The organism is Halomonas koreensis (assembly GCF_031451675.1).
Classification (GTDB): domain Bacteria; phylum Pseudomonadota; class Gammaproteobacteria; order Pseudomonadales; family Halomonadaceae; genus Halomonas; species Halomonas koreensis.
In genome coordinates this window covers 1-18507 of sequence record NZ_JARWAK010000021.1, presented here as the reverse complement: position 1 = coordinate 18507, position 18507 = coordinate 1, and the positions used below count along the sequence as shown (strand labels likewise).

Genomic DNA, 18507 nt, shown 5'->3' with positions numbered 1-18507 from the left:
CCGATACCGCAACCGATCATATGCCAGGCGGGCACGCCTTGTCAGTGTCTCCGTGTCGCCACACCCCGAGGACGGCCACCCTTTTCTGCCGGGACGCCGCGTGCTTAGATAAGTCCATGATCTCGCGCCGATGCGGCGCCCGTGACACCCAGCGCGCCGAGGGCCCGCCGCGGGCCGTCGCGCCCTTGCCAGGACACCCCATGCCAGGACTCCTTCGCCGCCTGTTCGCGCCCCGCTGGCAGCACCCGGATGCCGAGGTGCGCCGCCAGGCCGTCGCCCGCCTCGATCCGGCCCGTCCGGAGCAACGCGCGCGCCTGGAGCGCCTCGCCGCCGACGCCGATCCGGGCGTCCGCCGCGAGGCGCTCCGTCACCTGGAGGACCCGCAGCGACTGCTGGCGCTGCAGGGCGAGGGCCAGGACTCCGCGGAACTCCGCCACCGCCTGGCCGCCCTGCTCTGCGGCCGTGACGGGGGCCTGGAGCTGGCGCGGCGCATCGCCCTGGTCGAGCGGCTGGACGACGCCGAGCTGCTCGAGCGCATCGCCCTCGAGGGCGACAACCAGCAGCTGCGCCTCACCGCCCTGGGACGGCTGACGGACGAGGCGGCGCTGATTCGCCAGGCCTGCGACAACGGCATCGCCGCGGTGCGCCACGCCGCGGCCGCCCGGGTCGAGAGCGAGGCCGGCCTGCAGCGGCTGATCCAGGGCGCCCGACGCGATCGGCGGGTGGCGCGGGAGGCCCGGGAACGCCTCAATCGCCGACGCGCCGATGCCGCCTCCCTGGCCGAGGCCCGGGAACGCCGCGAGGCCCTGCTGGAACAGCTCGAACGCCACGCCCGGACGCCCTGGGAGCCCCTCTATGCCGGCCGCTTCCGCCACCTGATGCGCGAATGGTCGGGCCTCGGCGACCTGCCCGACGCCGAGCAGGAGCGCCGCTACCAGGACGCCTGCCAGCGCTGCCGCAAGGTGATCAGCGACCACGAAGCCCACGAGCAGGCCCAGGACGCCGCCGAGCGCCGCCGCGAGACCGCCGACCAGGCCCGCGAGTCCCTGGTGGAGGCGCTGGAAGAAAGCCTCGAGGGGCTCCACCAGGGCGAGCGCCTGGCGGACCAGGATATCGACAGCCTGCGCGCCCAGAAGCAGCTGCTGGCCAGCCGCTGGCAGGCGCTCTCGGATCAGCACCTCGCCGACGAGGCCCTGCGCCACCGTTACGACCAGGCCCTGGCCGACTACGACCGGATCGTCCAGGCCCGGGTGCGCCTGGACGAGCGGGCCGAGGCCATCGAGCAGGCGCTGCGCGACGGCGACGACGAGCGCCTGGCCGCCCTCGTCGAGGCCTGCGGCTGGCCACGCGACCTGCCTCCATCGCCGCTGCTGCAGCGGGCCCGCCGCCGGCTCGCCGCGGGCCCGCCGGAAGACCAGGACCTGGACGCCCGCCTGGCGTCCTTCGCCGAGGAGCTGGATCGCCTGGAGCGGCTGCTGGAGAGCGGCGCCTTCAAGGGGGCCAGCCGCCTCCACCAACGCCTGCGCGACCAGGCCGAGCGGCTGCCCGCGGCGCGGATCAAGCCCCAGCGCGCCCGGCTCAAGCGGCTCGGCGCCCGGCTGGCCGAGCTGCGCGACTGGCGGGGCTTCGTCGCCGGCCCCAAGCGGGACCAGCTGTGCGAGGCCATCCAGGCGCTGGCCGACGATGACAGCCTCGCCGACGACGAGCTCGACCGCCGCCATCGACAACTGGTCAAGGCCTGGCGGGACCTGGGCGACGCCGCCGCCAACCGTGAGCAGTCCGCCGCCTTCCGCGCCGCCTCGGAGCGCATCCAGGCGCGCCTGCAGACCTGGCGGGAGCGACAGGACCGGCTGCGCCGGGACAACCTGGCGGCCCGGGAGGCGCTCTGCGAACAGCTCGAGACCCTGCTGGCCCAGCCCGCTCCCGAGGCCGACCCGGACGCACTGCGCGAGATCCGGGATCGCGCCCGCCAGCAGTGGCGGCGGCTATCGCCGGTGCCCCGAGACGAGGCGGAGGCCGTCGGGCGGCGCTTCGGGCGCATCCGGCACGACCTGCAGGCCCTGATCGAGCAGCGCGCCGGCGAGATCGCCGAGGCCAAGCGCGCCCTCATCGAATCCGCCCGGGAGCTGCGCGATCAGGCGCAGCCCTTGGCCCGCCGCGCCGAGCGCGCCAAGGCCCTGCAGCGGCGCTGGCGAGCGCTGGGGCGCGCCCCCAAGGGCGAGGAACAGGCCCTGTGGCGGGAATTCCGGCACCTGTGCGACGAGATCTTCGCCCGGCGCGATGCCGCGCGCAGCGACCAGGCGCAGCGCGGCCGCGACCGGCTGGAGGCCATGCAGGCCCTGATCGATCGCCTGGACGCCTGGCAGCCCGCCCGCAGCGACGAGGCCAACCGGCTGGAGGAGGCCATCCAGGAGGCCGCCGCCCTGGAGCCCCTGCCCTCGGGGCGACGCAGCGAGGGCATGCGGCGTCGCTGGTCGGGCATCGTGCGCACCCGCCGCGAGCGCCTGGCGCGCCTGGCGCTGGCCGAGGAGATCGGGCGCTGGCGCCGGCTGCGCCCGCTGCTGGAGGCACACCTGGAGGCCGACGCCGCCTGCCAGGCCGGCGACCCGCCCCGGGACGTGCCGCTCCCCGAGGACATGACCCTGGCGGACGACCTGGCCGACGCCCATGCGCGGCGCAATGCCGCCCGGCGCGCGCCGCCGACGCCCGAGACGGTGGCGGAGAGCCTCGCCCGACTGCGCGTCCACCTCTCGGTGCTGGCCGGCGACCCGGTCCAGCGCCGCGACGACCCCCTGCGCCTGGCGATCCAGGTGGAGCGGCTGAACGAGAACCTGGGGCAGGCGCCCTCCCGGGCCGCGGAGTTGCGCGGGGTGCTGGCGGAGCTGCTGGCCACCGGGCCGGTGCCGCCGTCGCTGTGGGAGCGCGAGGTCGTCGAGCTGGACCGCACCCTCGAGACCCTGACCCAGTTGCCGCCGCCCTGAACGCGACGGCGCGAGGCCGGAGCCTCGCGCCGTCTTGGAAGCGGGGACAGGGCCGGGTCAGCCCATGAACTGCCCGCCGTTGATGTCGATGTTGGCCCCGGTGATGAACCCCGACTCCTTGTCGGCGAGGAACACCACCAGTCGCGCGATTTCCTCCGGCGTCCCGTAACGCTTCACCGGGATGGTCTCGCGGATCGCCTCGCGCACCTTCTCGGGAATCTTCATGATCATGTCGGTGGCGATGTAGCCCGGCGACACCGTGTTCACGGTGATGCCCTTGGTGGCGGTCTCCTGGGCCAGCGACATGGTCAGGCCATGCATCCCGGCCTTCGCCGCGGCGTAGTTCACCTGGCCGAACTGGCCCTTGCGGCCGTTGATCGAGGAGATGTTGATGATGCGCCCGTGACCGTGCTCGAGCATTCCCTCGATGACGCTGCGGCAGGTGTTGAAGACGCTGTTGAGGTTGGTGTCGATGACCTCGTGCCACTGCTCGGAGGTCATCTTCTTCAGGGTGCCATCCCGGGTGATGCCGGCGCAGTTGACCAGCACGCCGATGGGCCCGTGGGTCTCCTCGATTTCCCGGGCCCCCGCCAGGCAGGCATCGTAGTCCGCGAGGTCGACGCCGGACAGGGCGATGTTGTCGTAGCCATCGGCCTTCTGCTGCTCGAGCCAGGCCTTGGCCTTCTCCGGGTTGTGGTATCCCGCGACCACCTGATAGCCGGCATCGGCCAGCGCGCGACAGATCGCGCTGCCGATGCCGCCGGTTCCTCCGGTGACCCAGGCGACGGCAGTAGATGTTGTCATTGATACTCTCCCTGATGGTAGACGACCAGTAGCCGGTGCAACGCGCCGGCCCTCGCCGACAGTATCGTGGTCTGGGCGGTCATTCGTGTGACAGCCCGCCTCCGAGTATGGACCAGGGGGCGCGGCCATCTCGAGATGACCAATGCCTCTGTTGACTCGCGTCATTCCCCGTGTATAATGTGCCCCACGTTGATGCGGGGTGGAGCAGTCTGGTAGCTCGTCGGGCTCATAACCCGAAGGTCATCGGTTCAAATCCGGTCCCCGCTACCAAACATTAGAAGGAAGCCGATACCGAAGGGTGTCGGCTTTTTTCGTGCCGGCGGGGCGGAGCCGCCCGGCAGCTCGTCGGGCTCGGCTCTCGATCACCCCGGGAAGGTCATCGGCTCGCTCTCTCAAGCCCGGCGGTCCCGCTACCAAACATCAGAAGGAAGCCGATACCGAAGGGTGTCGGCTTTTTTCGTGCCGGCGGGGCGGAGCCGTCCGGCAGCTCGTCGGGCTCGGCTCTTTATCACCTCGGGAAGGTCATCGGCTCGCTCTCTCAAGCCCGGCGGTCCCCGCTACCAAACATCAGAAAGAAGCCGATACCGAAGGGTGTCGGCTTTTTTCGTGCCGGCGGGGCGGAGCCGTCCGGCAGCTCGTCGGGCTCGGCTCTCGATCACCCCGGGAAGGCCATCGGCCCGAATCCGATCCCCGCTACCAAACATCAGAAGGAAGCCGATACCGAAGGGGGGGTTGGTCTTTTGCATGGCCGGATGCCGAGAAGCGACACGGACCTTCTCGCCGCCCGGGCCTTGAATCCCGCCGCTCTCGCCCGCATAACTGGAGCAAATCCATCCTCGTTCAAGGCCAGACCACCATGCCGATCGTCGATCCTCGTACCGGAGAGCCGCTCACCTCAGAGCCCCAGGCCGAGGCCGCCTCGGGCGCCGCCCAGGGCCAGGGCGCGCAGCGCGACGACCTGATCCTCGATGTCGACCGCAACAACATCCAGCAGCTGCTCGAGACCTCCATGCAGGTGCCGGTGCTGCTCGACTGCTGGGCCCCCTGGTGCGAGCCCTGCAAGAACCTGATGCCGGTGCTGGAAAAGCTCACCCGGGAATACAACGGCGCCTTCCTGCTGGCCAAGCTGAACATCGACGACAACCCGGACATCGCCGGCCAGCTCGGCGTGCGCTCGGTCCCCGACGTCAAGCTGATCAGCCAGGGCGGCCTGGTGGACCAGTTCCAGGGCGCCCTGCCCGAGAAGCAGATCCGCGAGTGGCTGGGCAAGTACTTCCCCGAGCCGGAGGGCGCCCAGCTGAGCCCCGAGGAAGAGGCCGCCGCGGCCCTGGAGGCCGGCGACGCCGCCACGGCCCGCCGGATCTACGAGGAGCTGGTCCAGCAATGGCCGGATCACGCCCCCTACCGGGTGGCGCTGGCCCGCGCCCTGGTGGCGGACGGCGAGCCGGAACAGGCCAAGGCCATGCTCGAGGCCCTGCCGCCGGAGGAGCGCGATGCCGCGGCGGCCCGCGGGGTACGCGCCAGCATCGAGTTCGGCGAGGAGGCGCCGTCGGCCGAGGCCCTGGCCGCCCTGGAGGGGCGCGACGACAGCGAGGCCCGCTATCAGCGCGCCCTGCGCCAGGTGGCCGACGGCCAGTACGAGGCCGGCATCGAGGCCCTGCTGGCCCTGATGCAGGCGGATCGCGCCTACGGCGACGACGCCGCCCGCAAGACCCTGCTGCGGGTCTTCGACGCCCTGGGCGCCGACCACCCGCTGACCGTCACCTATCGCCGCAAGCTCTTCGCCCTGCTCTACTGAGCCGCTCCCGGTCGCCGGCCTTGCCGGCGGCCGTCCCGGCTCAGCCGCCGAGCACCGCCTCGAGGCGGTCCAGCGCCGCCTCCAGCTGCGTGGCGGTGGTGCCGAAGTTGAGCCTCACGAACCCCGGCCAGCCGAAGTCCGCGCCGTCGGACAGCGCCACGCCCGCCCGCTCGAGGAGCGCCCGCTGGGGCGAGTTCCCGGCATCGCGCAGCGCCGGGGCCTGGCGCAGGTCCAGCCAGGCCAGGTAGGTGGCGGCCGGCCAGGCCAGGGTCACGCCCGGCCAGCCGGCGATCCTTTCCTCCAGGCGCGCCCGGTGCCCGCGCAGGGTCTCCAGCAATGCCTGGCGCCAGGGCTCGCCGTGACGATAGGCGGCCTCGGCGGCTACCAGACCGAGCACGTTGCCGTCCGGCTGCAGGCCCTTGGCCAGGGCCGCATAGCGCCGGCGCATGCCGGCGTCGGGAATGATCGCGCAGGCCGCGGTCAGGCCCGCCAGGTTGAAGGTCTTGGAGGGCGCCCAGAGGGTCAGGATGCGCTCGGCCAGGGCCGGGTAGGCCGCGGCCAGGGGCCGGTGGCGGGCGCCCTCGTCGAGCAGCAGGTCACAATGCAGCTCGTCGGAGACCACGATCAGGTCGTGGCGCTCGACCAGTGCGGCCAGGCCGTCCAGCTCTTCCGTCCGCCAGACGCGGCCGGTGGGGTTGTGCGGCTGGCACCACAGCAACAGCCGGGTCTCGGAGGTGATCGCCGCCTCCAGCGCCTCCAGGTCCAGCCGCCACTCGCCGCCGGGCGCCTGAGGAGGCCGCATGGCCGCCTGCTGGGGCAGACGGCCGGTGCGTTCGGCGACCTGCAGGAAGGGCGGGTAGATCGGCGTCACGGTGAGCACGCCCTCCCCCGGCTCGGTGAGCGCCAGGCTGGCCATGTGCAGTGCCGGCACCACGCCCGGCAGCCACAGCTGCCAGCCGGGCTCGATGGCCCAGCCGTAGTGCTCGGCGCTCCAGTCGCAGAGCGCCCGGCGCAGGCCGTCGGGCACCAGGCCATAGCCGAACACGCCATGATCGACGCGGGCATGAAGCGCCTCGATCACCGCCGGCGGCGAGCGGAAATCCATGTCCGCCACCCACAGCGGCAGGATGTCCTCGCCGTAGCGATGCCATTTCTGTGACGGCCAATCCGCCCCCGACGGGTGGCGGCGCTCCACGGGCGTGGCAAAATCGAAATCCATTGCAGTCCCTGCTCCGAAAGGTCCAAGCATGCAAGAGACCATGCCGCAAAGCGGCTTCTATGCCAAGGTAAGGCGCGGCCTTCCCGCCGTCATCGCCCGCTGGCTCGAACTCGGCCGGGGCGACCCGGACCGCCTGGCGCTGATCCTGGCCGAGACCGCGCGGGTCGCCAGGCTCGGCGAGCCCGAGGCGACCCCCGACGGCGCGACGCTGCAGGCCTGGGCCGCCGGCCAGGGCGACGAGATCCCGTTGTGGGCCGGGCGCACCGCCGTCTTCCTGCTCGTCCAGATGCCGGCCCGGCCGCTGCCCGAGGGCGACGACGAGGCCTGTGCCTGGGCCTACTGCTGGCTGCGCAATCGCGAGCCGGCGAGCTTCGAGGCCGCCGCCGAGGCCCTGCCCGAGCACCTCCGCCCGGGCCTGGACGCCGCCCTCAAGGCGGCCTGGACCGATCGCCAGGGGCTGCGCCTGGTGTGACCCCGGACGCCTAGCGTCGCCGACTCGGCCGCTTGGGTCGAAAGCCCGCGGGCTTTGTGGCCAGCCAGTCGACGAAGGTGCGGATCTCGGGATGCGCCAGCAGGGCCTCGCGGCTGCGATAATGCTCGGCCAACTCGCGCTCGCCGAGCAACGCATGGATATGCTTGTGACAGGCATGGCACAGCCAGAGGATGGCGGTGAGCCGCTCGGCCCGATCGAAGCGCCGCCGGTAGCGGGCCTTGCCGTGCAGGGCTCGGGGGATCAGGTGATGCTTGGTCAGCGGCGCGCCCCGGCCGCACAGCTGGCAGCAGTCGGGCCGTGGCGGGGGCGACAGGTCATGGCCGGCCATGGGGACCTCGGTGACGGACATACACCCCTAGGATAAGGATATTCACATGGACGTTCCCCTGAGCTGGCAACTGGCCAAGCTGCTGATCTCGATCGGCGTGGTGCTCGGCCTCTCGGTGATCGCCGAGCGACTGAGCACGCGCATGGCCGGCCTCCTCTCGGGCTACCCGCTGGGCACCGCCATCGCCCTGTTCTTCATCGGCCTGGAGATCTCCCCGGCCTTCGCCGCCGAGGGCGCCGTGCACACCCTGGCCGGCTTCTCCGCGACCCTGGCGCTGGGCGGCGGCTACCTGCTGGGCGGGCGTCGCGACGGCCTGCCGGGGGTGCTCGCCGGCACCGGCACCGGGCTGCTGGCCTGGCTGGCCGCCGCCTGGCTGCTGACGCTGGTGGACTTCGACCGCCTCACCGGCACCCTGATCACCCTGACGGCGATCGCCGTCTTCCTGCGCCTCTACCGCCGGGTTCCGGATGCCGCCGCCCAGCCCAAGGGGGGCTTCTCCTGGGGCGCCCTGGCACTGCGCGCCGGACTGGCCGCCGCCATCATCTTCCTGATCACCGGCCTGGCCCACGTGCTGCCCTCGGCCTGGGCGGGCGTCATGGCCGCCTTCCCGGTCACCATGTACCCCTTCCTGGTGATCCTCCACCTGACTCACGGCGCGGCGCCGGTGGCCACGGTGATCAAGCACTACCCCGCCGGGCTCGGCTCGCTGCTGTGCTATGCGCTGTGCGTCTCGCTCACCTACGACCGCCTGGGGCTGGCCGCCGGCACCCTGATCGGCTTCGCCGCGGCCACCGCCTGGCTGGTCGCCTGGACCCGCGGCCAGGCCTGGTGGCGAGCGCGCCGGGCCACCGCCACTTGACCAAGCGTTCGCTCGGGCGCCATGCTGAGACGCCGGCCGCCCGGCCATGCGACGAGGAGCCGCCATGTTCACCCGCACCATCGAGCCCGCCTTCTACGACACCGATGCCCTGGGCCACGTCAACAACACGCGCCTGCCGGCCTGGTTCGAACTGGCCCGCAACGACCTCTTCCGGCTGTTCACGCCGGACCTGGACCCGGGGCGCTGGCGGCTGATCATGGCCCGCATGGAGATCGACTACCGGGCCGAGCTGTTCTACGGCGAGGATATCGAGATCCGCACCTACCTCACGCGCCTGGGCAACAGCTCCTTCACCGTCACCCAGGAAGCGCGCCAGAACGGCGTGCTGGCCAACCTGGGGCACACCGTGCTGGTCCACTACGACCACCAGGCCAAGCGCGCCCTGCCCATCGAGGGCGAGCTGCGCGAGGCCCTGGCCGGCCACCTGCAGGTACCGGAGGCCGCCGACGCATGACCCCGGCCGTGAAGACGCTGGAGAAGGCCGGCGTGGCCTTCTCGCTGGCGAGCTACGAACACGACCCGCGCCGTCCCGCCTACGGCGAGGAGGCCGCCGAGGCGCTCGGGCTCGATCCCGACCGGGTGTTCAAGACCCTGCTGGCGCGGCTCGACGACGGCCTTCTGGCGATGGCCATCGTGCCGGTATCCGCCCAGCTGGATCTCAAGGCCCTGGCCCGGGCCGCGGGGGCGCGCAAGGCGGTGATGGCCGAGCCGGCCGAGGCCGAGCGCGCCACCGGTTATGTGGTCGGCGGCATCAGCCCGCTGGGCCAGAAGAAGCGCCTGCCGGCCTATCTCGACGCCTCCGCCGAGCCCCTGGAGCGCCTGCATGTCAGCGGCGGCCGGCGCGGCCTGGAGATCGCCCTGGCCCCCGCCGACCTGGCCCGGCTGACCGGCGCGCGCTTCGCGCCCCTGGCGCGTCGCTGAGCCGAATGCCGCGCCCCGCGGTCCCAACCTTGTCACTCCACCCTTCGAGGGAGCCGCCGATGGCCATTCGCTATGATCTCTGGCTCGACCCCGACGACGTCGCCCGTCACCGCGCCGTGGAGGCGGAGCTGGAACGCTTCTTCATGGAGCGCTTCGCCGACTATCCGCATATCCGCTTGTTCGGGGCAGACCCTTACGATTATGATGCGCCCTTCAACCGCCTCTATGACGTCCTGATGGCGCGGGCCGGCGAGTACTGCGAACGGCACTGGCACTATGTGCCCACCCCCGAGCAGCTCAATCGCACCTTCTTCCGAGCCGTGGGACGTTCGAACAAGTTCATTCGAGACGACCCCGACGATGGTGATCCGCCCCGACACGATGCCTGACGAGCGCCAGCTGGCCATCATCGCCGAGCAGCTGGGCCGCGCTCCCCGCGGCATCGAGGCGCTGGCCGCCACCGACGGCGAGGGCACCCCGCTGGTGCTGCGCATGGCGCCCATCGTCGACGGCAAGCCCTTCCCGACGCTGTTCTGGCTGAGCTCCGAGCGCCTCAAGATCGAACTCTCTCGCATCGAGGCCGCCGGCGTCATCAAGACCCTGGAGGCCCGGCTGCGCGACGATCCCGACTTCCTGGCCGCCTACCACCGCAGCCACCAGGACTACGTGGCCATCCGCTGGCGGCACATGACGGCGGCCCAGCGCGACGAGGTCGAGCGCCGTGGCTACGCCCCCCTGCTGCGCGAACGCGGCATCGGCGGCATCGCCAACTGGGACCAGGTCCGCTGCCTGCATACCCAGTACGCCCATCACCTGTGCGGCGACAACGTCATCGGCCGCTGGCTCGACGCCGAATACGGCGTCATCGACGGCCTGCCCTGATTCCCGCTTCCCCTCCCCGACGACACCACAACAAGGAGTCCCCGATGTATCTCGATACCCACGTGATCGCCAGCCTCGCCCTGATCGCCAGCCTGATCGGCATCGCCGGCGGCGGCATCGCCCTGCTGCGCCAGGCCATGCGGCGCGACGCCTCTCGCGCCCGCTGAGCGCGACGCGGCCGGCATCGCGAAGGGCGCCTCCGGGCGCCCTTTTTCGTGGCCGGGCGCTTTGCCGCGCCGGGGCCGGCCCGGCTAGGATGGAGACCCGATCGAGGAGGACACCATGTCGAGATTCTGCGTCTATCTGGGCTCGCGAGAGGGACAGGATCCCCGCTACCTGGCCGCCGCCCGGGAGCTGGGCGAGCTGCTGGTCCGGCGCGGCCATTCCCTGGTCTACGGCGGCGCCCGGGTGGGCATGATGGGCGCCCTGGCCGACAGCGTGATGGCCGCCGGCGGCGAGGTCACCGGGGTGATGCCCGACCACCTGGTGGAGCGCGAGCAGGCGCATACCGGCCTGAGCCGGCTGATCCGGGTGCGCAACATGCACGAACGCAAGGCCGGGATGGCCGCCCACAGCGATGCCTTCATCGCCCTGCCCGGCGGCATCGGCACCCTAGAGGAACTGTTCGAGGCCTGGACCTGGCGCTACCTGGGGCTGCACGACAAGCCGATCGGGGTGCTCGACACCGCCGGCTTCTACGCGCCGCTGCTGCGCTTCCTCGACGCCACCGCCGCCGAGGGCTTCCTGGACGCCGGCACCCGCGCCGACCTGGTCGCCGCCGAGGCCCCGGCGGCGCTGCTCGAGGCCCTGGAGGCCCGGCTGCCCACCACCTGACCCGGAGGATCCCCATGCACGCCATGCTCGACGCCCCGGAGGGGCTCGCCTGGGAGGAGACGCCGACGCCCGAGGGCCCCGCCGCCGGCGAGGTCCGGCTGCGGGTCGCCTGGGCCGGCGTCAATCGCGCCGACCTGATGCAGCGCGCCGGCCACTACCCGCCACCGCCCGGCGCCTCGCCCCTGCTCGGCCTGGAAGTCAGCGGCCGGGTGGTCGAGGTCGGCGAGGACGTCACCGGCCTCGCGCCCGGCCAGCGGGTCTGCGCCCTGCTGGCCGGGGGCGGCTACGCCGAGCAGGTGGTGGTGGACGCCCGCCAGGTACTGCCGGTGCCCGAGGGCCTGGACCTGCGCCAGGCCGCCGCCTTGCCCGAGGTCTTCGCCACCGCCTGGCTCAACCTGTTCATGGAAGGCGACCTGCGCCCGGGGGAGCGGGTGCTGCTGCACGCCGGCGCCAGCGGGGTGGGCACCGCCGCCATCCAGCTGTGCCGTGCCTTCGGCCATCCCTGCTTCGTGACTCTGGGCAGCGACGCCAAGCTCGAGGCCTGCCGCGCGCTCGGCGCCGAGGCCGGCTGGAACCGCCACCGGGGCAGCTTCGTGGAGGCCGTCAAGGCCTGGGGCGGCGCCGACCTGATCCTCGACCCGGTGGGCGCCAGCTACCTGGCCGACAACCAGCGGGTGCTCAACGGCGATGGCCGGCTGGTGGTGATCGGCTTCATGGGCGGGCGCCAGGCGGAACTGGACTTCGGCCGGCTGCTGATGAAGCGCCAGCGCCTGATCGGTTCCACCCTGCGCAGCCGGCCGCCGGCGGAGAAGGGCGAGATCCTGGGCGCGCTGCAGCGCCGCGTCTGGCCCCTGCTGACCCGCGGCGAGATCGCCCCGCTGATCGACCGCAGCTGGCCGATCCGCGACGCCGCGGCGGCCCACGAGCATGTGCGGGCGGATGCCAATATCGGCAAGGTGCTGCTCGAGGTGTCCGGGGAGCGCTAGCGACGCCGGGCGGCTAGCCGCCGCTCGCCTCCCGGGTACGCGCATAGGTCAGCTGCAGCAGCAGGGCATCCTCCCCGGCCCGGTGCCGGTGGATGCCGCGCTCGCGAATCAGGGCTTCCTTGGTGGCGCTCCAACAGGCCAGCTGGGCTTCGCTGAGCAGGCGACGCAGCGCCTCGAGGCGGAAGGCCGGCAGCATGCCGGCATGATGGAAGAGCAGGGACAGCCAGGTGTTGTCGTAGCCCCAGCTGTCGCTGTAGGCCACCCCGACCTCGGCGAGCTCGTCGTTGAGCCAACGCGCCACCTCGCCCACGGGATAGCCCTCGCGGGCCAGGCGCCCGCGGGAGATCCCGTGCAGCAGTTCCGCCTTGGGATCCCAGTGGGTCCAGTCCGCCTGGGGCTGGATCAGGAAGGCACAGGTACTGCCGTCGGCGCGGGCCAGGCCGATCTCGATGGGGTAGCTGCCGCGTCCGAAACCGGACGCCTCGATATCCAGCAGTGTCGGTAGCGTCACGGGCTGCTGAGTCCTTGATGATGGAGGCCGCCGCTCGCTGGCGGCCGAGGATACCGCCGGGTCACGGGACGGCCATCATCCTAGTGTCGCGTCCCGACTTCGCTCGTGTCCAGTGACTCGGCGAGCCCGGCATTGCGATCGGCCAGGGCCTGCCAGTGCTCGGTGCGCTCCGGGTCTTCGGGCAGTCCCAGGTCGCCGTCGCGATAGGCCCGGGCCAGGCGCGCCGCGGCCAGGGGATGCCCAGCCTCGCCGGCGCGGGCGTACCAGGTCACCGCCCGGTCGTCGCGGCTCGGGTACTGGGCGCAGCCGTGCTCGTAGATCTGGCCGGCCTGGTACTGGGCATGGCGATCGCCGCCCTGGGCCGCCTCGAGCACGTAGCGGGCGCCCCGGGCCTTGTCCTGGGGCGTCACGGCGCGATGGAACAGCATGTGGCCGTAGAGCGACAGGGCCGCCGGGTGGCCGGCATCCGCGCAGCGCTGGAAGAGGTGCATCGTCAGCCGCTGGGTCCGCGGGGAGCGCGGCAGCCAACGGGTGTGGAACAGCTGCTCTGCCAGACGGTACTCGAGCCGAGTGAACAGTGATGATGCCTGCGGCATGGCAAACAACCTTGCGTCCAATGGTCCGAAATGATGACGTCGAGCACCTGGCTGTGTCCGGCGTCGTTCCTGGAAGTCGAAGGCCCTGCGGGCTCCGCCGAGGCGACGGGTGGGCAAGCATACGCCCGCCCCGGCAACGACTCAACCCCCGCGCGTTTACGGGCCTGACTCCCATCACTACCATGCCAGACGACCCGCCCCAACCCCTGAGGAGAGACGCATGCAGACACGCCCGCTGGGCCGGACCGGGCTCGAGGTCAGCCGGCTGTGCCTCGGCACCATGACCTTCGGCGAACAGAACACCGAGGCGGAGGCCCACGAACAGCTCGATCGCGCCACGGCCTTCGGCATCAACTTCATCGACACCGCCGAGATGTACCCGGTGCCGCCCCGCGCCGCGACACAGGGACGCACCGAGGCCTATGTCGGCAGCTGGCTCCGGGCGCGGGGCGCCCGGGACGACATCATCCTGGCCACCAAGGCCACCGGCCCCGGGCTCGAGCACATCCGCGGCGGCCCGCGGCTGACCCGCGACCAGCTGTTCCGGGCCGTGGACGACAGCCTGGCGCGCCTGCAGACCGACTACATCGACCTCTACCAGCTCCACTGGCCGGACCGCTCGACCAACTTCTTCGGCCGGCTCGGCTACTGCCCCGACGAGGACGAGCAGGCGACGCCGCTGGAGGAGAGCCTCTCGGCGCTGCAGGAGCTGGTCCAGGCGGGCAAGATCCGCGCCGTGGGGCTGTCCAACGAGACGCCCTGGGGCGTGATGCGGGCCCTCCAGCTGGCCGAGGCTTGGGGCCTTCCCCGGGTCGCCTCCATCCAGAACCCCTACAGCCTGCTCAACCGCAGCTTCGAGGTCGGCCTGGCGGAGATCGCCCATCGCGAGGACGTCGGCCTGCTGGCCTACTCGCCGCTGGCCTTCGGCACGCTCTCCGGCAAGTACCTCGACGGCGCCCGCCCCGAGGGCGCTCGCCTGACGCTGTTCGAGCGCTTCCAGCGCTACAGCGGCCCGCTGGCCGACGAGGCGATCCACGCCTACGTCGACATCGCCCGCCGGCACGATCTGGATCCGGCCCGCATGGCGCTGGCCTTCGTCAACTCGCGCCCCTTCCTGACCAGCAACATCATCGGCGCCACCACCCTCGAGCAGCTGGAGAGCAACCTGGCCAGCGAGTCGCTGCGCCTGCCCGACGAGGTCCTCGAGGCCATCGAGGCGGTGCACCGCCGCTACCCCAATCCCTGCCCCTGAGCCCGAGGACGGGGCTATCGGCGCCATAGCCCCGTCCTCGGCATGGCCTTGATATACTCGGGGCCTTTCCACCAGGCACAGGAGCGCCCCATGCTGAGCGTGATCTCGCCCGCCAAGAAGCTGGACTTCGAGACGCCGGCCACGACCGACCACCACACGCGGCCAGACTACCTGGACCGCAGCCGCGAGTTGATCGACATCCTGCGCGAGTTCTCCCCCCAGCAGCTAAGCGAGCTGATGGGCGTCAGCGACCGGATCGCCGGCCTCAACGCGGCGCGCTTCGCGGAGTGGCAGACGCCCTTCACCCCCGACAACGCCAAGCCGGCGGCCCAGGCCTTCCAGGGCGATGTCTACGTGGGCCTGGAGGCCGCGTCCTTCGACGAGGCCGACAACGACTTCGCCCAGGCACACCTGCGCATCCTCTCCGGCCTCTATGGCCTGCTGCGCCCCCTGGACCTGATCCAGCCCTATCGCCTAGAGATGGGCACCCGGCTGGCCAATCCGGCGGGCCAGGACCTCTATGCCTACTGGAAACCCACCCTCACCGAGGCGCTCGACCGGGCCGTGGCCGACAGCGGCAGCCGCGTGCTGGTCAACCTGGCCTCCAACGAGTACTTCAAGGCCATCGACGCCCGGCGGCTCGACGCCCGGGTGATCACGCCGGTGTTCAAGGACGAGAAGAACGGCCAGTACAAGATCATCAGCTTCTATGCCAAGAAGGCCCGCGGCCTGATGGCCGCCTGGATGATTCGCCAGCGCCTGGACGACCCGGAGGGCCTGAAGGACTTCGACGTGGCCGGCTACCGCTTCGATGCCGCCCAGTCCCAGGGCGACACCCTGGTGTTCTGCCGCGCCGGGCAGGACCGCTAGAAGAAGCGCAGCGGGCGAGGCGCGCGCCCTTTCAGGAAGCGGCGGTGGATGTCCTTGAAGCGCGCCTCGTCGCAACGCTCCAGCCATTCGTAGGCCACCATGTCGGCGCTGACCGCCTGGCCGCCGGCGGCCTCCAGGCGCCGCCGGGCCAGGGCGGCCTCGTCCGCGCGGCGACTGACCGCGGCCTCGCTGAGCCAGGCCACCTCATAGCCCGCCGCGAGCAGGCCGAGCCCGGTCTGCAGCACGCAGATGTGGGCCTCGGCGCCGCACAGCACGACCTGGCGCCGGCCGCTGGCGGCGAGCGCCTCGGCGAAGGCCGGCTCGGCATGGGCATCGAAATGCACCTTCTCCCAGCGACGATGCGCGCCCAGCGCCTCCAGCAGCCGCGGGTCGCTGCCCCCCAGCCCTGCCGGATACTGCTCGGTCAGCCAGACCGGCACCCCCAGCGCCTCGGCCACGCCGGCGAGCCAGCCCGCCTCCCTCAGGGCCTGTTCGCCGCCGTCGACCACCGGCATCAGGCCTGCCTGCAGGTCGACGATCAGCAGCAGGCCGGCATCTCGCGTCAGTCGCATCGACATTCCTCGTCATCGGCCGGACAACGGTGTCCGCGTCCAGCTTAGCCGCTAGAATAGCGGCTTCGATAGTCTACCGGCGGTGTCCCCGCCCCCTGATGGAGATCCCTCGATGCGTCACCTTCTCGTCATGCTCATGGTCGGCGTGCTGGGCCTCGGCCTGGCCGTCGACCATGCCGACGCGCGCCGCATGGGCGGCGGCAAGAGCGTCGGCAGCTACTCGCGCTCCGCCGATGCCCCGAGCGCCACCGCGCCGCGCGCCGGCAGCACGGCCGCCGGCCAGCGCAAGCCCTCCAGCGGCCTGTCCCGCTTCGCCGGCCCCTTCGCCGGCATGCTGGCCGGTGGCCTGCTGGCCTCGCTGTTCTTCGGCGGCGCCTTCGACGAGCTGCGCCTGTTCGATATCCTGCTGATCGGTGGCGCCCTCTTCCTGCTGTTCCGGCTCTTCGCCCGTCGGCGTCCGGCCATGGCGGGCGGGCCCGCCCCCGATGCCCAGGCGGCTCCCCAGGCCTTCCAGGCCGCCACCGGGGCCGGCGGGCTCGGCAAGGAGCCGACCTGGTTCGATCGCGAACGCTTCCTGGGCGGTGCCAAGGAGCACTTCATGACCCTGCAGCGCGCCTGGGACAACAACGACTTCTCGCGCATCCAGGAGTACGTGACCCCCGAGCTCTACAACCTGCTGCGCGAGGAGCGCGACCGCCAGCCGGCCAACAACCGCACCGAGATCGTGCGCCTGTTCGCCGAGCTCGGCAGCGTGCAGGAGATCGACGACCGGGCCGAGGCCACCGTGATCTTCCATGGCGTGCTCGACGAGAACGGCGAACAGAACGCCTTCAACGAGACCTGGCACCTGGTGCGCTCGCTGCGCGAGGAGGCGCCCTGGTACGTGCAGGGTATCGAGCAGAACCCCGGCGCCTGAGGGTAGGGGACGGAACGCGAAAAGGCCGGGACTCGCCCGGCCTTTTCGCCTCATGGGGGTGCCGGCATCAGTAGCCGGACTCGTCGGCGGCCTCCTCGATGGTGTCACCCATCTCCTCGACGGAGTCACCGGCCTCCTCCATGGCCTCGTCGACCTCTTCCCCGGCCTGCTCGGCCGGCCCTTCCTCCTCGCAGGCGGCCAGGCCCAGCGTCATCATGGCGGCCAGCAGGGACATCATCAGCGTCTTTCGCATCGTCACTCCTCCTGAGAGCATCGGAATCCATGTCGGTGGAGCCGGATCACGCCAAGGCGCCATTCCGGCGGCTGCCAGGCGGTCACTCCAGGACTCGGCGCGCGTTCAGCGGCTGCACGGGTCGGTGGTTCGCCTCCCCCAGGCGGTCGGCGAGACGGGCCAACTGGGATGCACCGAGCTGTCCGGGCGTGCTGGCCACCAGCCAGAGCACGCCCTCCGAACAGGGGGGCGTGGTCAGGGAGCCGCTATAACGATAGTAGTCGAGGGGCTCGCCCACCAGGGCACCGGCATCCAGCGCCGGCGACAGGGTCGCCTCCTGCCCCGGCTCACCGGGAGCGTGTTCCAGCAGCGACTCGAGGGCCGGCTCGGGCGCCCCGATCACGTAGGGCAGGGCCAGCACCGCCAGCCGCCCACCGTCGGTGGCGTGCACCAGATGCAGCTCCATCGCGAAGCCGGCGCCCGCCCGACGATGCTCGCCGGGCACATGGAAGTGGAGCTGCCGCAGCCGGTAGCGTCGCCCGTCGACACCCAGGACGTTGCCCCGGGGAAACGCGACCTCGAGCGTGTGCCCATCGTGAACGACTCGCTCGCCATGCACGGCGTAGTCGATCGACAGCGGGGGGAGGTCGGCCGGCAGCGCCTCGTCGATGTCGACCGGGGACTGGTTGCGTCCCTGGCCGCACATCGCATACGCCTCGGCGAGGCGGGCCCAGTGCTCGGGGCCCCGCTCGCCGTCATAGGACCAGGACGCATCGCCCGCTCCCGCGGGCAGACACCACACCAGCGCGGACAGCGCGACGAGCATCGCTCGACAATGGCTCATGGCAGAGAGACTCCTTTCTCGAGATCATCGACGGCCGGCCTCCTCGGGGGCCGGCACCCAGGCGCCTCTTATACCGGCCCGCCGCATCGGTGACCACCGCTCGCAGTCCCACGCTCGGCTGCGCTGCACCGCGCAAGGCCCCTAGCTGTTTCGAGGCCGGGGCCGTGACGCCGCCGTGACATGGCTGTCGCGGGCCCCGAACGCCGACTCAGTGCTGACGAGGTGCGGGCCGACCCTCCGGCGGTCGACGGCCGAGGCTCTCCCTGGGGCCTCCTCCGCCCGATACGGCGCCTGTCGGCCCGACATGAAAAAACCCCGACTCGATGAGCCGGGGTTTTCTCGGGATAAGTGCCCGACGATGACCGGGCCGGCCCTCCGGCGGTCGGCGCCCGAGGCTCTCCATGGGAATTCCCCCGCCCAATACGGCGCCTGTCGGCCCGACATAAAAAAATCCCCCGGGACAAGCCCGGGGGATTTTTTTGATGTAAGTGCCTGACGATGACCTACTCTCGCATGGGAACTCCCACACTACCATCGGCGCTGAGCGGTTTCACTGCTGAGTTCGGCAAGGGATCAGGTGGTTCCCGC

Annotated in this window: 22 protein-coding genes, 2 tRNA genes and 1 rRNA gene; 16 read left to right on the top strand and 9 right to left on the bottom strand. The window is 71.6% G+C overall.

Going from position 1 to position 18507, the window contains the following annotated elements; translation table 11 throughout:
- Positions 1-200 precede the first annotated feature (200 nt).
- Positions 201-2981: a DUF349 domain-containing protein gene (locus QC818_RS17305; RefSeq protein ID WP_309654115.1), complete on the top strand. Its 2781-nt coding sequence runs from the start codon at positions 201-203 to the stop codon at positions 2979-2981.
- 57 nt (positions 2982-3038) lie between these two features.
- Here the strand turns inward: QC818_RS17305 and phbB are convergent, their stop codons facing one another.
- A complete protein-coding gene (gene phbB / locus QC818_RS17300) occupies positions 3039-3785 on the bottom strand; it encodes an acetoacetyl-CoA reductase (protein WP_309654114.1) in 747 nt (248 codons plus the stop codon).
- A gap of 193 nt (positions 3786-3978) precedes the next feature.
- On the opposite strand from phbB, the gene QC818_RS17295 reads away from it, so the two are divergent.
- From QC818_RS17295 to QC818_RS17285, 3 genes are all read left to right on the top strand, one after another.
- Positions 3979-4055 (top strand) — tRNA-Met (locus QC818_RS17295).
- A gap of 341 nt (positions 4056-4396) precedes the next feature.
- Positions 4397-4484, top strand: a tRNA-OTHER gene (locus QC818_RS17290).
- Between the two features lie 157 nt (positions 4485-4641).
- A complete protein-coding gene (locus tag QC818_RS17285; protein WP_309654113.1) occupies positions 4642-5583 on the top strand; it encodes a tetratricopeptide repeat protein in 942 nt (313 codons plus the stop codon).
- 40 nt (positions 5584-5623) lie between these two features.
- On the opposite strand, the gene QC818_RS17280 is transcribed toward QC818_RS17285, so the two are convergent.
- Positions 5624-6802 carry a MalY/PatB family protein gene (locus QC818_RS17280; RefSeq protein ID WP_309654112.1) on the bottom strand — a complete coding sequence of 393 codons (1179 nt, stop codon included), beginning with the start codon at positions 6800-6802 and terminating at the stop codon, positions 5624-5626.
- 40 nt (positions 6803-6842) lie between these two features.
- On the opposite strand from QC818_RS17280, the gene QC818_RS17275 reads away from it, so the two are divergent.
- Positions 6843-7274: a hypothetical protein gene (locus tag QC818_RS17275; RefSeq protein ID WP_309654134.1), complete on the top strand. Its 432-nt coding sequence runs from the start codon at positions 6843-6845 to the stop codon at positions 7272-7274.
- 10 nt (positions 7275-7284) lie between these two features.
- On the opposite strand, the gene QC818_RS17270 is transcribed toward QC818_RS17275, so the two are convergent.
- Entirely contained in the window at positions 7285-7623 is a 339-nt protein-coding gene (locus QC818_RS17270; protein ID WP_309654111.1) for a hypothetical protein, read from the bottom strand.
- A gap of 46 nt (positions 7624-7669) precedes the next feature.
- Here QC818_RS17270 and QC818_RS17265 point away from each other — a divergent pair, with 46 nt between their 5' ends.
- From QC818_RS17265 to QC818_RS17230, 8 genes are all read left to right on the top strand, one after another.
- Positions 7670-8482 (top strand): hypothetical protein, encoded by an 813-nt coding sequence (locus tag QC818_RS17265; RefSeq protein WP_309654110.1) that lies wholly within the window; start codon positions 7670-7672, stop codon positions 8480-8482.
- A gap of 64 nt (positions 8483-8546) precedes the next feature.
- Positions 8547-8957, top strand: a complete 411-nt coding sequence (locus QC818_RS17260; RefSeq protein ID WP_309654109.1) for an acyl-CoA thioesterase — start codon at positions 8547-8549, stop codon at positions 8955-8957.
- The gene (ybaK, locus tag QC818_RS17255) at positions 8954-9424 is read left to right on the top strand and encodes a Cys-tRNA(Pro) deacylase (RefSeq protein ID WP_309654108.1); all 471 of its coding nucleotides are present in this window, start codon (positions 8954-8956) and stop codon (positions 9422-9424) included. The genes QC818_RS17260 and ybaK overlap by 4 nt, the downstream gene beginning before the upstream one ends.
- Positions 9425-9483: 59 nt before the next feature.
- Positions 9484-9813 carry a hypothetical protein gene (locus tag QC818_RS17250; protein WP_309654107.1) on the top strand — a complete coding sequence of 110 codons (330 nt, stop codon included), beginning with the start codon at positions 9484-9486 and terminating at the stop codon, positions 9811-9813.
- The gene (locus QC818_RS17245) at positions 9785-10306 is read left to right on the top strand and encodes a DUF501 domain-containing protein (protein WP_309654106.1); all 522 of its coding nucleotides are present in this window, start codon (positions 9785-9787) and stop codon (positions 10304-10306) included. Before QC818_RS17250 ends, QC818_RS17245 begins: the two co-directional genes overlap by 29 nt.
- Before the next feature lie 44 nt (positions 10307-10350).
- Complete coding sequence (locus QC818_RS17240; protein ID WP_309654105.1) at positions 10351-10473, top strand: hypothetical protein; 123 nt, start codon at positions 10351-10353, stop codon at positions 10471-10473.
- Positions 10474-10588: 115 nt separating this feature from the next.
- Positions 10589-11140, top strand: coding sequence for an LOG family protein (locus tag QC818_RS17235; protein WP_309654104.1), 552 nt, complete (start codon positions 10589-10591; stop codon positions 11138-11140).
- Positions 11141-11154: 14 nt separating this feature from the next.
- Positions 11155-12126, top strand: a complete 972-nt coding sequence (locus QC818_RS17230) for an NAD(P)H-quinone oxidoreductase (protein ID WP_309654103.1) — start codon at positions 11155-11157, stop codon at positions 12124-12126.
- Between the two features lie 13 nt (positions 12127-12139).
- Here the strand turns inward: QC818_RS17230 and QC818_RS17225 are convergent, their stop codons facing one another.
- Both QC818_RS17225 and QC818_RS17220 read right to left on the bottom strand, forming a co-directional pair.
- Positions 12140-12637, bottom strand: a complete 498-nt coding sequence (locus QC818_RS17225; RefSeq protein WP_309654102.1) for a 3'-5' exonuclease — start codon at positions 12635-12637, stop codon at positions 12140-12142.
- Between the two features lie 80 nt (positions 12638-12717).
- Positions 12718-13233, bottom strand: a complete 516-nt coding sequence (locus QC818_RS17220) for a tetratricopeptide repeat protein (protein WP_309654101.1) — start codon at positions 13231-13233, stop codon at positions 12718-12720.
- Positions 13234-13453: 220 nt separating this feature from the next.
- Here QC818_RS17220 and QC818_RS17215 point away from each other — a divergent pair, with 220 nt between their 5' ends.
- The gene (locus QC818_RS17215; RefSeq protein ID WP_309654100.1) at positions 13454-14485 is read left to right on the top strand and encodes an NADP(H)-dependent aldo-keto reductase; all 1032 of its coding nucleotides are present in this window, start codon (positions 13454-13456) and stop codon (positions 14483-14485) included.
- A 90-nt stretch (positions 14486-14575) separates the two neighbouring features.
- Entirely contained in the window at positions 14576-15355 is a 780-nt protein-coding gene (gene yaaA / locus QC818_RS17210) for a peroxide stress protein YaaA (RefSeq protein ID WP_309654099.1), read from the top strand.
- Here yaaA and QC818_RS17205 read toward each other — a convergent pair.
- Positions 15352-15927 (bottom strand): isochorismatase family protein, encoded by a 576-nt coding sequence (locus tag QC818_RS17205; protein WP_309654098.1) that lies wholly within the window; start codon positions 15925-15927, stop codon positions 15352-15354. The two genes, yaaA and QC818_RS17205, sit on opposite strands and share 4 nt — an antisense overlap.
- A 112-nt stretch (positions 15928-16039) precedes the next feature.
- Between QC818_RS17205 and QC818_RS17200 the strand changes: the two genes are divergently transcribed.
- Complete coding sequence (locus QC818_RS17200; protein WP_309654097.1) at positions 16040-16843, top strand: Tim44 domain-containing protein; 804 nt, start codon at positions 16040-16042, stop codon at positions 16841-16843.
- A gap of 67 nt (positions 16844-16910) precedes the next feature.
- Here the strand turns inward: QC818_RS17200 and QC818_RS17195 are convergent, their stop codons facing one another.
- The 3 genes from QC818_RS17195 to rrf form a co-directional block, all read right to left on the bottom strand.
- Positions 16911-17096, bottom strand: a complete 186-nt coding sequence (locus tag QC818_RS17195; RefSeq protein ID WP_309654096.1) for a hypothetical protein — start codon at positions 17094-17096, stop codon at positions 16911-16913.
- A gap of 82 nt (positions 17097-17178) precedes the next feature.
- The gene (locus QC818_RS17190; RefSeq protein WP_309654095.1) at positions 17179-17919 is read right to left on the bottom strand and encodes a carbonic anhydrase; all 741 of its coding nucleotides are present in this window, start codon (positions 17917-17919) and stop codon (positions 17179-17181) included.
- Between the two features lie 490 nt (positions 17920-18409).
- A 5S ribosomal RNA gene (rrf, locus tag QC818_RS17185) occupies positions 18410-18507 on the bottom strand; the annotation flags it as partial.

What these genes read in the sequence shown, in the direction of transcription:
- QC818_RS17305 (WP_309654115.1), top strand. Translation starts at nt 201, where the DNA reads ATGCCAGGACTCCTTCGCCGCCTGTTCGCGCCCCGCTGGCAGCACCCG.
- phbB (WP_309654114.1), bottom strand. Translation starts at nt 3,785, where the DNA reads ATGACAACATCTACTGCCGTCGCCTGGGTCACCGGAGGAACCGGCGGC.
- QC818_RS17285 (WP_309654113.1), top strand. Translation starts at nt 4,642, where the DNA reads ATGCCGATCGTCGATCCTCGTACCGGAGAGCCGCTCACCTCAGAGCCC.
- QC818_RS17280 (WP_309654112.1), bottom strand. Translation starts at nt 6,802, where the DNA reads ATGGATTTCGATTTTGCCACGCCCGTGGAGCGCCGCCACCCGTCGGGG.
- QC818_RS17275 (WP_309654134.1), top strand. Translation starts at nt 6,843, where the DNA reads ATGCCGCAAAGCGGCTTCTATGCCAAGGTAAGGCGCGGCCTTCCCGCC.
- QC818_RS17270 (WP_309654111.1), bottom strand. Translation starts at nt 7,623, where the DNA reads ATGGCCGGCCATGACCTGTCGCCCCCGCCACGGCCCGACTGCTGCCAG.
- QC818_RS17265 (WP_309654110.1), top strand. Translation starts at nt 7,670, where the DNA reads ATGGACGTTCCCCTGAGCTGGCAACTGGCCAAGCTGCTGATCTCGATC.
- QC818_RS17260 (WP_309654109.1), top strand. Translation starts at nt 8,547, where the DNA reads ATGTTCACCCGCACCATCGAGCCCGCCTTCTACGACACCGATGCCCTG.
- ybaK (WP_309654108.1), top strand. Translation starts at nt 8,954, where the DNA reads ATGACCCCGGCCGTGAAGACGCTGGAGAAGGCCGGCGTGGCCTTCTCG.
- QC818_RS17250 (WP_309654107.1), top strand. Translation starts at nt 9,484, where the DNA reads ATGGCCATTCGCTATGATCTCTGGCTCGACCCCGACGACGTCGCCCGT.
- QC818_RS17245 (WP_309654106.1), top strand. Translation starts at nt 9,785, where the DNA reads ATGGTGATCCGCCCCGACACGATGCCTGACGAGCGCCAGCTGGCCATC.
- QC818_RS17240 (WP_309654105.1), top strand. Translation starts at nt 10,351, where the DNA reads ATGTATCTCGATACCCACGTGATCGCCAGCCTCGCCCTGATCGCCAGC.
- QC818_RS17235 (WP_309654104.1), top strand. Translation starts at nt 10,589, where the DNA reads ATGTCGAGATTCTGCGTCTATCTGGGCTCGCGAGAGGGACAGGATCCC.
- QC818_RS17230 (WP_309654103.1), top strand. Translation starts at nt 11,155, where the DNA reads ATGCACGCCATGCTCGACGCCCCGGAGGGGCTCGCCTGGGAGGAGACG.
- QC818_RS17220 (WP_309654101.1), bottom strand. Translation starts at nt 13,233, where the DNA reads ATGCCGCAGGCATCATCACTGTTCACTCGGCTCGAGTACCGTCTGGCA.
- QC818_RS17215 (WP_309654100.1), top strand. Translation starts at nt 13,454, where the DNA reads ATGCAGACACGCCCGCTGGGCCGGACCGGGCTCGAGGTCAGCCGGCTG.
- yaaA (WP_309654099.1), top strand. Translation starts at nt 14,576, where the DNA reads ATGCTGAGCGTGATCTCGCCCGCCAAGAAGCTGGACTTCGAGACGCCG.
- QC818_RS17205 (WP_309654098.1), bottom strand. Translation starts at nt 15,927, where the DNA reads ATGCGACTGACGCGAGATGCCGGCCTGCTGCTGATCGTCGACCTGCAG.
- QC818_RS17200 (WP_309654097.1), top strand. Translation starts at nt 16,040, where the DNA reads ATGCGTCACCTTCTCGTCATGCTCATGGTCGGCGTGCTGGGCCTCGGC.
- QC818_RS17195 (WP_309654096.1), bottom strand. Translation starts at nt 17,096, where the DNA reads ATGCGAAAGACGCTGATGATGTCCCTGCTGGCCGCCATGATGACGCTG.
- QC818_RS17190 (WP_309654095.1), bottom strand. Translation starts at nt 17,919, where the DNA reads ATGAGCCATTGTCGAGCGATGCTCGTCGCGCTGTCCGCGCTGGTGTGG.